Annotated in this window: 10 protein-coding genes; 7 read left to right on the top strand and 3 right to left on the bottom strand. The window is 73.7% G+C overall.

Annotated elements, in window-relative coordinates; all coding sequences use genetic code 11:
* Positions 1 to 58: 58 nt before the first annotated feature.
* On the bottom strand, positions 59 to 949 hold the full coding sequence (locus IEX69_RS03825; RefSeq protein ID WP_174604450.1) for an aminodeoxychorismate lyase: 891 nt from the start codon (positions 947 to 949) through the stop codon (positions 59 to 61).
* Positions 950 to 996: 47 nt separating this feature from the next.
* Between IEX69_RS03825 and IEX69_RS03820 the strand changes: the two genes are divergently transcribed.
* Complete coding sequence (locus tag IEX69_RS03820; RefSeq protein ID WP_174604449.1) at positions 997 to 2,592, top strand: CYTH and CHAD domain-containing protein; 1,596 nt, start codon at positions 997 to 999, stop codon at positions 2,590 to 2,592.
* A gap of 19 nt (positions 2,593 to 2,611) precedes the next feature.
* Here IEX69_RS03820 and IEX69_RS03815 read toward each other — a convergent pair whose 3' ends face one another.
* Positions 2,612 to 3,910 carry a M18 family aminopeptidase gene (locus tag IEX69_RS03815; protein WP_085019789.1) on the bottom strand — a complete coding sequence of 433 codons (1,299 nt, stop codon included), beginning with the start codon at positions 3,908 to 3,910 and terminating at the stop codon, positions 2,612 to 2,614.
* A 100-nt stretch (positions 3,911 to 4,010) separates the two neighbouring features.
* On the opposite strand from IEX69_RS03815, the gene IEX69_RS03810 reads away from it, so the two are divergent.
* From IEX69_RS03810 to IEX69_RS03795, 4 genes are all read left to right on the top strand, one after another.
* Positions 4,011 to 4,448 (top strand): hypothetical protein, encoded by a 438-nt coding sequence (locus IEX69_RS03810; protein ID WP_174604448.1) that lies wholly within the window; start codon positions 4,011 to 4,013, stop codon positions 4,446 to 4,448.
* Between the two features lie 142 nt (positions 4,449 to 4,590).
* Positions 4,591 to 8,145: a TM0106 family RecB-like putative nuclease gene (locus tag IEX69_RS03805; protein WP_085019787.1), complete on the top strand. Its 3,555-nt coding sequence runs from the start codon at positions 4,591 to 4,593 to the stop codon at positions 8,143 to 8,145.
* Positions 8,146 to 8,197: 52 nt separating this feature from the next.
* The gene (locus IEX69_RS03800) at positions 8,198 to 10,546 is read left to right on the top strand and encodes a GNAT family N-acetyltransferase (RefSeq protein ID WP_085019786.1); all 2,349 of its coding nucleotides are present in this window, start codon (positions 8,198 to 8,200) and stop codon (positions 10,544 to 10,546) included.
* 266 nt (positions 10,547 to 10,812) lie between these two features.
* Entirely contained in the window at positions 10,813 to 11,121 is a 309-nt protein-coding gene (locus tag IEX69_RS03795; protein WP_085019785.1) for a helix-turn-helix domain-containing protein, read from the top strand.
* A gap of 41 nt (positions 11,122 to 11,162) precedes the next feature.
* Here the strand turns inward: IEX69_RS03795 and IEX69_RS03790 are convergent, their stop codons facing one another.
* The gene (locus IEX69_RS03790; protein WP_085019784.1) at positions 11,163 to 11,468 is read right to left on the bottom strand and encodes a hypothetical protein; all 306 of its coding nucleotides are present in this window, start codon (positions 11,466 to 11,468) and stop codon (positions 11,163 to 11,165) included.
* Positions 11,469 to 12,316: 848 nt separating this feature from the next.
* Between IEX69_RS03790 and IEX69_RS20805 the strand changes: the two genes are divergently transcribed.
* Both IEX69_RS20805 and IEX69_RS03780 read left to right on the top strand, forming a co-directional pair.
* A complete protein-coding gene (locus IEX69_RS20805) occupies positions 12,317 to 13,171 on the top strand; it encodes an ABC transporter ATP-binding protein (RefSeq protein ID WP_373284483.1) in 855 nt (284 codons plus the stop codon).
* Complete coding sequence (locus IEX69_RS03780; protein ID WP_085019783.1) at positions 13,147 to 14,715, top strand: hypothetical protein; 1,569 nt, start codon at positions 13,147 to 13,149, stop codon at positions 14,713 to 14,715. The genes IEX69_RS20805 and IEX69_RS03780 overlap by 25 nt, the downstream gene beginning before the upstream one ends.
* The last annotated feature ends 31 nt before the right edge of the window (positions 14,716 to 14,746 follow it).

The following is a 14,746-nucleotide window of genomic DNA, read 5'->3' as shown; positions in this document are numbered from 1 at the left end:
GCGTCGCGCGGCGGGCGGAAGCGCCGCGAGACGCCGGGCGCGGCGCCCTCGTCGGGTGTCAGTCGCGGTCGCGGAGCGACAGGTGCGCGTTGAGCGCGCGGGTGAGCTCGAGGTCGTGCTGCAGCGGACGGCCGTCCAGCTCGACGACCGGCACCGCCTGCCGGATGCTCGAGGCGAGCCAGACCGCGTCCGCGCGCTCGAGGTCGATCCGCGTGACCGGCAGCGCCCTGGTGACGTAGCCGCGCGCGGCGAAGAACTCGAAGGCGCGACGCTGCGTGGTGCCGTGGAGGATGCCGTGCTCGGTCGGCGGGGTGAGGATGCGGTCGCCGTGCCGGAGCAGGACGCTCGCCGTGGGCGCCTCGAGCACGAACCCATCGCTCGAGGTGAAGATCACGTCGTCCGCCCCGCGCCGGCCGGCCTCCCGCAGCGCGGCGGAGTTGATGGCGTACGACAGGGTCTTGGCGCCCTGCAGCAGCCAGGGGGAGGTCTGGGCGACGTCGTGGCGGTAGCCGCGATCGAGCGCGACCACGCGGATCCCGGTCTCCCGGTCGGCCGAGAAGTCCTTGGTCGGCATGGCGAGAGCCCAGGCGGTCGGCACCCCCGTGCCCTCGACGCCGCGCGTCAGGACCAGCTTGACCGCGAGCACGTCGACCGTCGGATGCGACGACATCGCGAGCGCGACGGCCTCGCGCCAGACCGCGGGATCGGGCTCCGGGAGGTCGAGCAGGGCCGCCGAGGAGGCGAACCGGGCCAGGTGGGCGTCGATGGCCGGCGCGTCGCCGCGGGTGACCATGATGGTCTCGAAGATGCCGTCTCCCCGGGTGACCCCGAGGTCGAGCACACTCACGTGCGGGGTGGTGGGATCGGCGATCTCGATCGCGGGACGCGACGACGAGTCGTCACGCGGCAGGACCGGGGAGTTCACGAGGACGAGGACTGGCGATGGCACACTGCCAGTGTGCCCCACACCAGCGGACGAAGGAGGACGCGAACGCCATGAGCGCAGCCGTGCAGACCGAGATCGAGCGCAAGTACACCGTGGAGGAGGGGACCGTGCTCCCCGACCTCGCCGGGGTTCCGGGGGTCGCCCGGGTGCAGGCGGAGGAGCCGTTCGGCCTCGAGGCGGTGTACTTCGACACTGAGGGGCTGGACCTGGCCAGGGCTCGGATCGCCCTGAGGCGCCGCGTCGGCGGGGCCGACGAGGGCTGGCATCTGAAGCTGCCGGCCGACGAGGGCCGCACCGAGATGCAGTGGCCGCTGACGGCCGGCGAGACGGTGCCCGAGGAGGTCCTCGAGCCCGTCCGTGCGCTGGTGCGCGACCGCGCGCTCACCCCCCTGGCGCGGATCGCCACGACCCGGACGATCACCGAGCTCCTCGACCAGGACGGCGGGGTCGTGGTCGAGGTCGCCGACGACCAGGTGACCGCCTCCGACGTCCGAGGCGGCGAGGTGCGCGCGTGGCGCGAGTGGGAGGCCGAGCTGGGGCCCGCGGCCCCCGCGACGCGCGCCGAGCGCGAGCGGCTCCTCGACGATCTCGAGGCCGTGCTGAGGGAGGCGGGCGCGACCGTGTCGCCGAGCGTGTCGAAGCTCGCGCAGGCGCTGGGCCGGACGGGCCTGGGCGCGGATGCGGCCTCGACCGGCGGCTCCCACGGGGGCGAGCCGGCCGTCGAGGCGCGTCCCGGCGACGCCGAGACGGCCGTCCTCGCGGGGGTGCAGGAGCTGGTGGCCGCGCTCCTCGCGATCGATCCGGCGGCTCGTCGCGACGAACCGGATGCGGTCCACCGGATGCGGACGACCGTGCGTCGCCTGCGCACCGTGCTGGCCACGCACCGCTCGCTGCTCGGGCGGGAGCGGGTCGACCCCCTGCGGGAGCAGCTGTCGCGCCTCGGCGGCCGGCTGGGCGACGTCCGCGACCTCGAGGTGCGCGCGGGCTGGGCCGGCGAGGCGCTCGACGCCTACGAGGCCGAGCGCGGCGTGACCGACGAGGCGGCGCGGCGCCGTCTCGTCGCCGAGCTGCTCGAGGAGAGGTCCGGGGCGCTCGCGCGGCTGCGCGATGCCCTCACGGCCGAGCCGTACTTCCGGTTGCTCGACGACCTGGAGGATCTCACCGCCTCCGGCAGCACGCACGACCCGCACGACGCCCGGGACGCGCGGCGAGAGGAGCGTGCGGCCCTGCGCAAGGCCGCGCGCCGGGCCCTGTCGCGCACGGTCTCCGCGGAGGAGGCGGCCCGGGCTGCCTCTGAGAGCCCGACGGAGACGGCCGCGACGCTGGGTCGCCTCCACGAGTCGCGGAAGGCGGCGCGGAAGCTCCGGCACGCGGCCGAGTTCGCGACCGAGGGCGCCGGCGGCGTGCTGGGCGGGAAGGCGTCGAAGCTCGGGAAGCTCGCCGAGGGCCTGCAGGACGCCCTGGGGGAGCACCGCGACGCCGCGCTCTTCGCGGAGCACCTCCTGCTGACGGCCGGCCGGGCGCACGCGGCGGGCGAGGACACCTTCGCCTACGGCGTGCTCTACCAGCGCGCCCTCGACCACGCCGAGCACGCGCTCGTCGCGGCCGACCGCGCACGTCGCGCCCTCGCCCGCGCCGCGCGCTGAGCGCTCCCGGGGCGTGCGGTCAGGCGCCGCGGTAGAACGCGCCCAGGGCGGCGCTCAGCGACACGAGGTCGTCGACGTGCGCCAGCTCTCGCGCCGAGTGCATCGACAGCAGCGGCACGCCCACGTCGACCGTGCGGATGCCCAGCCGGGTGGCGGTGAGCGGACCGATCGTCGAGCCGCACGGCACGGTGTTGTTCGACACGAACTCCTGGAACGGCACCCCGGCCGCCGCGCTGCTCCTGGCCCAGAGGGCGGCGCCGTGCGCATCCGTCGTGTACCGCTGGTTCGCGTTGATCTTGAGCAGCGGCCCCCGGCCGGCGAGGGGGCGCACGTGGGGGTCGTGCTTCTCGGGATAGTTGGGGTGGATCGAGTGACCGGCGTCGCTCGACACCAGCCAGGACGCCGCGAGCGCGCGCGTGGCCTGCTCCTCGTCGGCTCCGAGACCGCGGCGGATGCGGCGGAGCACGTCCTCGAGGAAGGGACCGCTGGCGCCCGATCGGGACTCGGATCCGAGCTCCTCGTGGTCGAAGGCGGCGAGGACCGTGATCGCCGGCTCGTCCCCGCTCTCGGAGCCGTCCGCGCTCTCGAAGCCGTCCGCGTCGAGGAGCGCGACGAGCGCCGAGTGGACCGAGCTCAGGTTGTCGAGCCGGGCTGAGGCGAACAGGCTCTGGTCGAGTCCGAACCGGCGGGACGGCTGGCTGTCGACCGCGAGCACGTCGTACCCGGCCAGGTCGGCGGACGCGATGCCGGCGATGCCGGCGAGGTGGGCGAGCAGGTCGGCGTGGGCGACGTCCCCGACCCCGAAGACCGGCTGCGTGTGCCGCTGCCGGTCGAGCGACACCGTGTCGGACGAGGTCCGATCCAGATGCACGGCGAGCTGGGGGATGCGGAAGAAGGGCCCGGTGCGCACGAGCAGCTCGTCTCCGCCCCGCGTCACGAGCCTTCCGGCGAGCTCGATCTCGCGGTCGAGCCACGAGGTGAGCAACGGGCCGCCGTAGACCTCGACGGCGGCCTGCAGCCATCCCGCCGACCCGATGGTCGGCTGCGGCTTGAGCTTGAAGCCGGGGGAGTCGGTGTGCGTGCCGACGAGACGGAACGGCGTCAGCGCGTGAGCGGAGTCCGGCACGCGCCAGGCGATCACCGCGCCGTCGCGGACGACGACGTAGCCGCCGGGCTCGACGGGCCACGACGCCTCCTCGGCGAGGAGCGTCCAGCCGCCCTCCTGCAGCCGTCGCGCCACCTCGTGGGCCGCGTGGTACGAGCTCGGGGAGGCGGCGACGAAGGCCGCCAGGTCGTCGATGTGGGCGTCCAGCTGCATGGCTCCATCCAACCATCGCGCGCTCCCGCGCGAGCGTCGAGGCGTCGGCGTCCGCTCTGCCGGGTGGACTAGGGTGGCTGACGCGCGGGAGGTGGTGCGGATGCGGACGAGGGCGAGAGCCGTGCTCGCGGCGACGGCGATCGCGCTGGCCGCGACGGTGGGTCTCGCCGGCTGCGCGTCGCATCCGACGGAGGCCCTGTCGAAGCTGGCGCACGTGAACGCGGGGGAGCTGCCGACTCCGGCCGCCCCCGAGCTGCCCGAGGCCACCGGGACGCTGTACGTCCCCTCGCTGCGGCTGCTGGGTCACTACGACGGGTCGGCGTACTGGGTCGGCGCGACGACCGACGACCGGGTGTGCTTCCTGGCGGTGACGACGAAGGTCGACGAGTCGAGCTGCGTGTCCCCGGCGAGGTTCGGGGCCGACGGCGCGACGCTCCCCGTGGGCGAGGACGAGCGGATCTGGCTCTACCTCGGCTACATGACGGTGCCGACCGACAAGGGCTGGCGCATCGTGGCCGACAACCTCGCGGTGCGCTGAGCCCCGTCCTCTCGGTGGCGGTGCCTCCTGCACAGGGCGCCGCGCCTCCTGCACAGGCTGCGGCGCCTCCACAGAGCGGGGTCGGGCGGACCGGGCGTCGGATGCTGCCGATAGTGTGCTGGCAGTCGCAAGGAGCAGGTCGATGATCGTCGTACGCGAGGGCGAAGCCCCCACCACGGTGCTGTACAGCGCCTCCGACCTCACCGCGGCCGCGACGTGCGAGTTCGCCCTGGTCCGGACGCTCGACGCCAAGCTCGGCCGGATCCCTCCGCTCGAGGAGTCCGTCGACCCGATGCTCGACCGCGCCGCGCGCCTGGGCGATCTGCACGAGGAGCGCACGCTCGAGCGGTACCTCGACGAGTTCGGCCGGTTCGACGGGAGCCGTCCGGGCGGCGTCGCCCTGATCGAGCGTCCCGACGAGCGGCCCACCGTGGAGATCCTGCTCCGCGGGCAGGAGGCCACGCTCGCCGCGCTCCGAGGGGGCGCCGACGTCGTGTACCAGGCCACCTTCTATGACGGACGATTCCTGGGCTACGCCGACTTCATCCGCCGCATCACCACGGCCGACGCCGCCGAGCACGTGTACGAGGTGTACGACACCAAGCTCGCCCGGCGGGCGAAGGTCACCGCGCTGCTGCAGCTCGCGGCCTACGCCGACCAGCTCACGCGGCTCGGGATCGCGACCGGGCCACAGGTGCACCTGCTCCTCGGCGACGGCACGACCTCCAGCCACGACCTGGTCGACGTCCTCCCGGTCTACCTCGAGCGTCGGTCGCGCCTGGAGAGCATGCTCGACGAGCGGCTCGCCGATCCGGTGCCCGTGGCGTGGGGCGACCCCCGCTTCGCGGTCGACGGGCGGTGCGACGTGTGCGCCCCCGAGGTCGAGGCGCACCGCGACCTCCTCCTCGTGGCGGGCATGCGCGCCACGCAGCGTGTGCGTCTCCTCGAGGCGGGCATCGGCACGATCGACGAGCTCGCACGGTCGACGGGTCAGGTCTCCGGCGTCTCGGCCTCGGCGCTCGAGGCGCTGCGCGATCAGGCGCGGATGCAGGTCGACCACCCCGACGAGCTCGTCGCCAGGGTCTTCGAACCCGCAGGTCTGGCGGCCCTGCCCGCCCCCGACGTCGGCGACGTCTTCTTCGACTTCGAGGGCGACCCCCTCTACACGGAGGGCGCGGGCGAGGAGTGGGGGCTCGACTACCTCTTCGGGGTGGTCGAGCACGACGGCGCGGGCGGCACGCGGTTCAGGCCCTTCTGGGCCCACGACTACGCCGAGGAGAGGGAGGCGCTGCGCGCGTTCCTCGACTACGTCACGCAAAGGCGGGCCGAGCATCCCGGCATGCACGTCTACCACTACGCCGACTACGAGCGCGCTCATCTCCAGCGCCTCACCGCCCGGCACGGGGTGGGGGAGAGCCAGCTCGACGACCTCCTGCGGGGCGATGTGCTGGTCGACCTGTACCCGGTCGTGAAGCGCAGCATCCGCGTGAGCTCGCGCTCGTACGGGCTGAAGAAGCTCGAGCCGCTCTACATGGGCGACCGGCTTCGCGAGAGCGACGTGACCACCGGCGGCGACTCGATCCTCGCCTACGTGAGGTACGCCGAGCTCCGCGACGCCGGGATGACCGCAGAGGCCGAGGCGCAGCTGCGGGAGATCGCGGACTACAACGAGTACGACTGCGAGTCGACCCTCGGGCTGCGCGACTGGCTGCTCGCGCGGGCAGCCGAGCACGCGGTGGCGCCGGCGGCCCTGCCCGCGCTGCTGGCCGAGCTCGACGACCGGCCGAGCGACCTCACCGCTCGCCTGCGCGACGGTGTGCCCGCGAAGGCGGCCGACCGGACGGCCGACCAGCAGGCCCTCGCTCTCGCCGCGGCGGCCGTCGACTACCACCGCCGCGAGGCCAAGACCTTCTGGTGGGAGCACTACGCCCGTCTCGTGCAGCCCCTCGACGACTGGGCCGACACCCGCGACGTCCTCATCGTCACGCGCGCCACGGTCGATCAGGAGTGGGTGGCCGAGTCGCCGGGGCGGGCGCCGCGCCGCCGGCTCGTCCTGCGCGGAGACCAGGCGCCCGGCTCCCGGTTCGACGTCGGCGACCGGGGCCGCTTCCTGTTGTACGAGCCGCCGCATCCGTGGCACGACCCCCGCGCCACGCCGACCGATCGTGCCGCGAGCCCGCGCAACGAGATCGTCGAGGTCAGGTCGGGCGACGACGGGGCGACCGAGCTGGTGGTCGAGGAGTGGCTCCGTTCCGGCGACGAGCCGTTCGACGCCCTCCCCGTGGCCATGACGCCGTCCGCGCCTCCCGCCACCGTCTCGATCCAGGGCGCGATCGGCGAATGGGGCGAGCGGATCGCGGCTGCGCTGCCCGCGCTGCCGCGCGATCCCGCCCTCGACCTGCTGCGGCGCCGGGCCACGACGTCGTCGGGTCCGGCCGACGTCACCACCGCCTCCGGCACGAGCGACGACGCGGTCGCGGCGATCACCTCCGCGCTGCAGGATCGCGACGGCTCCTTCGTCGCCGTGCAGGGTCCGCCCGGTGCCGGCAAGACCTACACGGGGGCGCGGGTGATCGCGCGGCTCGCGCGGGAGCTGGGCTGGCGGATCGGCGTGGTCGCGCAGTCGCACGCGGTGGTCGAGCACCTGCTCGAGTCGGTGGTGGCGGCGGGCATGCCCGCCGAGCGCGTGGGGAAGTCGGCGGCGCCTGAGTCCGCCTCGTTCTCCGACGTGCCCCGCAACGGGTACTCGAGCTTCCTCCGCGACGCACGAGAGCGGGCCCAGGGCGTGGTGCTCGGCGGCACGGCCTGGGACTTCACCAACCTGGGGCGGGTCTCCCGCCGGGAGCTCGACCTCGTCGTGATCGACGAGGCGGGCCAGTACTCCCTCGCGAACACCATCGCGGTGAGCATGGCGGCGCGGCGCATCCTCCTCCTCGGCGACCCGCAGCAGCTGCCGCAGGTCACGCAGGGCACGCATCCCGAACCGGTCGACCGGTCCGCCCTCGGCTGGCTGGGCGACGGCCACGACGTCCTCCCGGCCGAGCTCGGGTTCTTCCTCGCCGAGACGTGGCGGCTCCACCCGGCGCTCTGCGCGCCCGTGAGCGCCCTGTCGTACGAGTCCCGCCTCCGCCCGCGGCTCCCGGAGACCAGCGAGCGCTCGCTCGACGGAGTCCGGCCCGGCCTCCACCTCGAGCCGGTGTCGCACCTCGATCGATCGACGCACTCGCCCGAGGAGGCGGATCGGGTGGTCGCGATCATCGACGATCTCGTGGGCCGCACCTGGACCGACCTGCCGGCCGGTCGCAGCGGACCGCTCCGCGACGACGACATCATCGTCGTCGCGGCCTACAACGCGCAGGTCGAGCTCATCAGGGCCGGTCTCGACGCGGTGGGCCGCACGGGCGTGCAGGTCGGCACGGTCGATCGGTTCCAGGGCCGGGAGGCCGCGGTGGCGATCGTCTCGCTGGCGGCGTCGAGCGCCGTCGACGTCCCCCGGGGCATCGGCTTCCTGCTCATGAAGAACCGCCTCAACGTGGCCCTCTCACGGGCGAAGTGGGCGGCCTACCTGGTGCACTCGCCCGCTCTCCGCGACCATCTGCCCTACAACGCCGCGGATCTTGCCGCGCTGTCCGCGTTCCTGCTGCTCACGGCCGACGAGGGGACGACCGTCCCGGGGGCGCTCGCCGCCAGCGCATGAGCGGAGCGGCGAGGGAATCGGCGAGCGTCGATCGCGATCGGGGGGCGCCGGCGTGACCGGCATCCTGATCACGGGAGCCCGCGCCCCGGTCGCCCTCGACCTCGCTCGCGTGCTGGCCGCGCGGGGGAACCGGGTGGTCGTCGCCGACAGCACGCGATCGATCACGGCGTCGTCGCGCGCCGTCAGTGCCGCCTACCGGATCCCGGCGGCTCGGTACGATCCGCTGGGCTTCCGCGACGCGGTGACGGGCATCGCCGCGCGGCACGGTCTCGACCTCGTCGTGCCGACCTGCGAGGAGGTCTTCTGGCTGGCGGGCACGATGACCTCGCGTGACGGAGGCGGCCCGGCGCTGCTCGCGCCACCGCTCGACGTGCTCCGGACGCTGCACGACAAGGCCGCCTTCTCGGTGCTCTGCCGGCGCATCGGGGTGTCGCACCCGGCGACGGAGGTGATCCGGTCGGCGCACCAGTGGCGCGACGCGCGGAGCCGCCGGCGCGGCGACGCCCGGGCCGGTCTCGTCGCGAAGCCGGCCTTCTCCCGCTTCGCGGCCGAGACGATCCTGCTTCGTGAGGGCGATCCGCTGCCGGAGCCGCCACGGCTCACCCGCGACAGGCCCTGGCTGCTGCAGGAGCGGGTCGACGGCGACGAGGTGTGCGTGTCGGCGGTGGCCTCGTCGGGGCGGCTCACGGCGGCTGTGGTGTACCGCCCGGGCTGGCGCGCGGGCCGAGGGGCGGCGGTGGCGCTGGTGCGGGTGCCCGACGGAGATCCGATCGCGGTCGGTGCTCTCGACGTGGCCCGTCGCATCGTGGCCGAGACGGGCTACACCGGCCTGATCGGCTTCGATCTGCTGGCCACCGACCGGGACGTCGTCGTGCTCGAGTGCAACCCCCGCGCCACGAGCGGGCTGCACCTGTTCTCGTCCGCCAGCGGACTGGCCTCCCGCATCCTTGAGGCCGGCGTCCGGGCGACGTCGATCCCGGCGGAGGCTCGTTCGGACACCGGCGCCTCTCCAGGACCACGCCGTACCGATCTCGTGCGCGCCGATCGCGACGAGGTGAGGCTCGCGGTGCCGTACGCGCTCTTCGCGGTGCCCGGGATGGTGGCCGGTGGTTCGCCTCGTCGGTGGGTACGCGGGCTCGCCGCTCCCGACGTCCTCCGGGTGCCGGGCGACCGCGTCCGGCGGGGCGCGCTGGCGGGCGCGTTCGGCGCCCAGGTGCTCGCCGCGGTACGCACCCGCCGTCCGCTCCTCGCCGCCTCGACGCACGACATCGAGTGGAACGGCGATCCCCTGCCCGGCGACGTCGCACCGTCGGCGTGGCAGGCGGCCGCCACGCGTGCCCTCGTCGCCGTCGACCCGGTCTCGGTGGCGGAGAACCTCCCGGTGACCATGGAGTCGGTCACGATCGGGGAGCACGAGCTCCCTGTCACGGTCACCCGGCACGATGATCCGCGGCGCGACCGCAGCTACGTGGTGTCTCCGATGGCCCACTACGTCGACTACAGCCGGGAGGAGCTCCGCAGGCTGCCGTCGGCCATGGCACGGCGGATGCTCGCTCCCGTGGTCGACGCGATCGGTGTCCTGCTCGACCGGGCTCGCGCCGACGACCTGGTCGTGATCGGGAACCACCTGGTCTCCACGAACCTCCACGCGTCGTGGACCGCATCCGACCTCGCCCGAGCGGTCGACGAGCTGGTGCGCCGCCATCCCTCGTCGGCGATCGCCGTGCGGAGCGTCCACGCGCGGCTCGGCCGGCTTCCCGACCTGCTGCGGTCCGAGGGCTGGACGCTGGTGCCGTCGCGGAGCATCCTCCTCGTGCCCACGGCCGACGACGACTGGCTCCGGCGCCGCGACGTGCGCCGCGACCGCGCCCTCGCCGCGCGATCGGAGTACGTGGTCGAGCGCCTCGCGCCGGGATCCGAGCTCTCGCCTGGCCTCGCCGAGCGGCTGGTCGAGCTGTACTCGATGCTCTACCTCGAGAAGCACTCCAGGCAGAACCCGCGCTACACCGCCGACTTCGTGCGGGTCGCGGTGCGCACCGGCCTCCTCGAGCTCAGCATCCTGCGGCGGGGCGACCGCATCGACGGGGTGGTGGGCACGTACGCGGCGCACGGCTGGCTCGCCGCGCCGTTCCTCGGCTACGACACCTCGCTGCCGGCCGAGCTCGGTCTGTACCGGATGCTGTCGCTGGCCATGGCCGACGACGCCCACGCTCGCGGGCTCGACCTCCACGCCTCGAGCGGCGTCGCAGCGTTCAAGCGCTCCCGCGGCGCCGAGCCCGAGCTGGAGTGGACCGCCGTGTACACCCGCCACCTCCCGCTCGCGCGCCGCGCCGCCTGGACCGCCCTCGCCACCCTCCTCGACACCGCCGCCGTCCCCCTCCTCACCCGCTACGCCCTCTGACCCCGGCCCCGCCCGCGCCCCGCCCCGCAGGCTGCAGCTCGAGCCAACTCCGGACTCTCCCGGCGACACGCCGTCGAATGTCCGGAGTTGGCTCCGAGGAGGCGAATTCTCCGGAATTGGCTCCGTGGGCGTCCGGGATGCTGTGTGCAGAACTCCAGAATCGGCGGCGGAGGGGAGCCGAGCACTAAGGTACAAACGCATTTAGCACGAAAGCGTCGGTGGGGAACGCTCTGGTTCGGTTCGCGGGCGGCAGGTAGTCATGAGGTGTGTCATCTGCCCACTCGGAGGCCGCGCGGCTGCTCGGCTCGCGCATCCGCGAAGAGAGGCAGCGGTTCGCCATCAACCAGATGGAGCTGGCCGAGCTGGCCGGACTCCACTTCACGAACCTCGGCAAGATCGAGCGAGGCCAGGCGAACCCCTCCCTGCACACCATCCTGCGGATCGCGGGTGCGCTGAACGTCGATCCGGCACGCCTCGTCGAGGGGATGACCGCGGAGATGCTGCCCGACCGTCCGCACAAGATCACCGTCGCCGACCTCATCAAGGCACGCGAAGAGGCTCAGCGCGCCGACTGACGTCGGGCGACCGCGGAGACGATCGCCCGACGTCGGCGGCCTCAGAAGCTCACGCGCCAGAGGTACTCGTCGTCGTTGGGGCGGAACCAGCGCACGATCAGCACGCCCGAGCGGGGGAGGTCGTCGGCCCGGATCGTGAGCCGCACCTCCTGACCGGGGCGGAGCAGGAGCGGCGCCGTCGCCCGCATCACGGCACCGCCGAGCAGGCTGAAGGAGAGCCCGCTCAGCGGTTCGGGACTGACGTTGCGCAGCACGTAGCTGCGTGGTGCGTCGTGTCGGTCGAGGCGGAGCGGCACGGGGTAGGCGGTGATCTCGGTGTCGTATGGGGAGGTGTGACTGCTTGCCATGCGGTGAACGTAGTGGTGGCCACTGACGGGGGAGGTGAGCTGCGAGGAAGGGGCGCCCACCTGGGGAGAAGCCGAGTACGCGGCGGCGTCGTGGAGGAGCCGAGTGGATGTCTCTATTCTGTTCCGTGAACATCCGGCGACGTCGGTTGCTGGCAGAATCGTCGGTGGCGTCATGCGGGGACGACGGCCGTGCGCGGTCTCGATGCGATTGATAGGTTGGTGCGGTGAGCCCAGAGTCAGAGACACCGAGCGACCAGGGCTCCACTGGGCCGGACGGCGCGGAGGCCCGAGCGCCTCGAGCGCGGACCGCTCCTCGTGCGACGGGCACCAAGCGTCCCGCGGCGAAGACCGCCGCCGCTCGGACGACCGCGGCCAAGCCGCAGGCGGCCGCGAAGCCGCGCACCCCGTCGAAGCCGCAGAATCCGGCCAAGCCGACGGTGCAGCGCCCGACGAAGTCGACCGCTCGCCCGGCGGCGCGCTCCGCCTCGAAGGCGGCGCCGGCCTCCGCCGCGCCTGCCTCGACGGAACCGGCCGACGGCTCGATCACCGTGGAGGAGCTCTTCTCCGACGCGTCGGCGGCCCCTGACCTGCCGCAGACGGTGACGGTCGAGGTCATCGAGCCGACCGAGCCCGAGGCGGCGCCCGAGCCCGAGCCGACCGAGCCCACCGCGACAGCAGGGCCCGAGGCCGCCGCAGCGGCCGAGCCCGCCGGCCAGGCCGCACCGAGCGCCCCCTCCGACGCCGACCCCCTGGAGCCCGCCCCCGCGAAGCCCGCGCGTCCCGCCTCGGCGCGGAAGCCCTCGGCCCCTCGCGCCCCGGCGAAGTCGGCGGCCGCCCCCGCCGCCAAGGTGGCTCCGCGCCGCCCCGCGAAGCCGCGTCCGGCCGCGCGCTCGAAGGCAGCGGCCGCGGCCGTGCCGAGCGTCGTGCGCGACCTCGACCCCTCGGTCATCGCACTCTCGATCAGCGGTCTCACCAAGCGCTTCGGCAGCACCGTCGCCGTGGCCGGCATCGACCTCGACGTCCCGCAGGGCTCGTTCTACGGCATCGTCGGCCCGAACGGCGCGGGCAAGACCACCACGCTGTCGATGGTCACCGGCATGCTCCGTCCCGACGGGGGGAGCATCACGGTCCTCGACACCGACGTGTGGCGCGACCCGGCCGCGGCGAAGCGGCTCCTCGGTGTGCTGCCCGACCGTCTCCGCCTGTTCGACCGCCTCACCGGTCGCCAGCTGCTCTACTACTCCGGCACGCTCCGGAAGCTCGACAACAAGACGGTGACCGCGCGGAGCGCGGACCTCGCCGCGGCGCTCGGGCTCGAGGATGCGCTGGGTCGCCTGGTCTCCGACTACTCGGCGGGCATGACCAAGAAGCTGGCGCTGGCCTGCGCGATGATCCACTCCCCGCGGGTGCTCGTCCTCGACGAGCCGTTCGAGTCGATCGACCCCGTCTCCGCCGCCAACGTGACCGAGATCCTCGAGAAGTACGTGGCGGGCGGCGGCACGGTCGTCGTCTCGAGCCACAGCATGGACATGATCCAGCGGGTCTGCGACCGGGTCGCGATCATCGTCGAGGGCTCGGTGCTCGCCAAGGGCACGGTCGACGAGGTGCGCGCGGGCGAGACGCTCGAGGAGCGCTTCATGGAGCTGGCGGGAACCCGTCGCACGACGGAGGGGATGGAATGGCTGCTGAGCTCCTCAGACTGAGGCTCCGCATCCTCGCCAACGCGCTGAGGCCGGGGGCGGGCAATCGCGGATGGTCGGTCGTCGGGGCTCTGGTCGCGATCGCGGCGACGGTCGCGGCCTGCGTGGCGCTGGTGTCGCTGCGCGGCTCGGAGATCGACGTCGCCCGCGAGGCCGTCGTGATCGCGGGCTCCGTGGTGACCCTGTCGTTCCTCGTCGGGCCTCTGCTCTTCGGCGTGGCCGGGACGATGGACCCCCGCGCGCTCGGCATCCTGGGCCTGCGCGAGGGCGAGATCGCCCGGGGGCTCGTGCTGACCGGGCTGCTCACGATCCCGAGCGCCGCCGTCATCGTGACCGCGCTGGTGACCGTCGTCACCTGGTCGAGCTCCCTGGCCGTGACCCTGGTCGCCGTGCTCTCCGCGCTCGTCGCCGCGGCCACCTGCGTCCTCTTCGGGCGCATCGCGAGCGCGTTCTCGGGCTTCCTCCTCGACACGCGACGCGCCCGGGAGATCGGCGCCGTGCTCGGAGTCGTCCTCGTCCTGTTGCTCACGCCGGCGCTCGTGCTGCTCGTGCTCTCCGCACAGGGGGAGCAGGACGGTCTCGCCGCCTCCCTCGAGTCCGTCCTGAGCTGGACTCCGCTCGGCGCCGCCTGGGCGGCTCCGGCCGATGCCGCCGCGGGCCAGTGGGTGGTCGCCGTGCTCAAGCTCCTGATCGCCGCCGCGGTCCTGGCCCTGGCCTGGCTGGCCTGGCGCGGCCTCGTGTCGGTGATGCTGGTCGCTCCCGAGCGTCGCGAGGCGGCGACGGAGCCGGGCGGACTGGGCTGGTTCGGTCGTACCCCCACGACGCCGGCCGGAGCGATCGCCGCGCGTTCCCTCACCTACTGGGCCCGCGACTCGCGGTACTACGCGCAGATGGCGATCGTCCCCGTGGTGCCGATCGTCACGGTCTTCGTCTTCGTGTTCGTGGGCGTCCCCGTCGAGATCACGGCGCTCCTGCCCCTGCCGCTGATCTGCCTCTTCCTCGGCTGGGCCGTGCACAACGACGTCGCCTACGACAACACGGCGGTGTGGCTGCACGTCGTCGCCGGGCGGATCGGTCTCGCCGACCGGGTCGGTCGCATGGTGCCCGTGCTCCTCATCGCGATCCCCGTGGTCGCGATCGGGTCGTTCCTCAGCGTGCTCTTCGCGGGCGACGTGGATGCGCTGCCCGCGGTGCTCGGTGTGGCCACCTGCCTGGTGCTCAGCGGTCTGGGCTTCGCGAGCACGTTCTCGGCGGTCTTCCCGTATCCGGCCACGCGGCCGGGCGACAGCGCCTTCACCTCGCCGCAGTCGACGGGAGCCCGCCCGTTCCTGGCCCAGGGCGTCTCGCTGGTGGGCACGGTGCTCGTGTCGCTCCCCGCCATCCTCCTGGGCATCGCGGGGCTGCAGGGCGACGTCGACGCGTACTGGATGGCGCTGTGGGTGGGCCTCGGCACGGGAGTCGTGGTGCTCGTGCTCGGCACGGCGCTCGGCGCCAGGGTCTTCGATCGCCGGGGTCCCGAGATCCTCGCTGCGGCGCAGCGCAACTGAGGTCCTCCGAGCGGCGGCGAGCCTCGGATCC

Source organism: Cnuibacter physcomitrellae, assembly GCF_014640535.1.
Taxonomy (GTDB): domain Bacteria; phylum Actinomycetota; class Actinomycetes; order Actinomycetales; family Microbacteriaceae; genus Cnuibacter; species Cnuibacter physcomitrellae.
Note: the sequence above shows the minus strand (reverse complement) of the source record. Positions and strands in the feature narration are given on the sequence as shown.

Coding starts and splice junctions, on each gene's coding strand:
- IEX69_RS03820 (WP_174604449.1), top strand. CDS start 997: ATGAGCGCAGCCGTGCAGACCGAGATCGAGCGCAAGTACACCGTGGAG.
- IEX69_RS03815 (WP_085019789.1), bottom strand. CDS start 3,910: ATGCAGCTGGACGCCCACATCGACGACCTGGCGGCCTTCGTCGCCGCC.
- IEX69_RS03810 (WP_174604448.1), top strand. CDS start 4,011: ATGCGGACGAGGGCGAGAGCCGTGCTCGCGGCGACGGCGATCGCGCTG.
- IEX69_RS03805 (WP_085019787.1), top strand. CDS start 4,591: ATGATCGTCGTACGCGAGGGCGAAGCCCCCACCACGGTGCTGTACAGC.
- IEX69_RS03790 (WP_085019784.1), bottom strand. CDS start 11,468: ATGGCAAGCAGTCACACCTCCCCATACGACACCGAGATCACCGCCTAC.
- IEX69_RS03780 (WP_085019783.1), top strand. CDS start 13,147: ATGGCTGCTGAGCTCCTCAGACTGAGGCTCCGCATCCTCGCCAACGCG.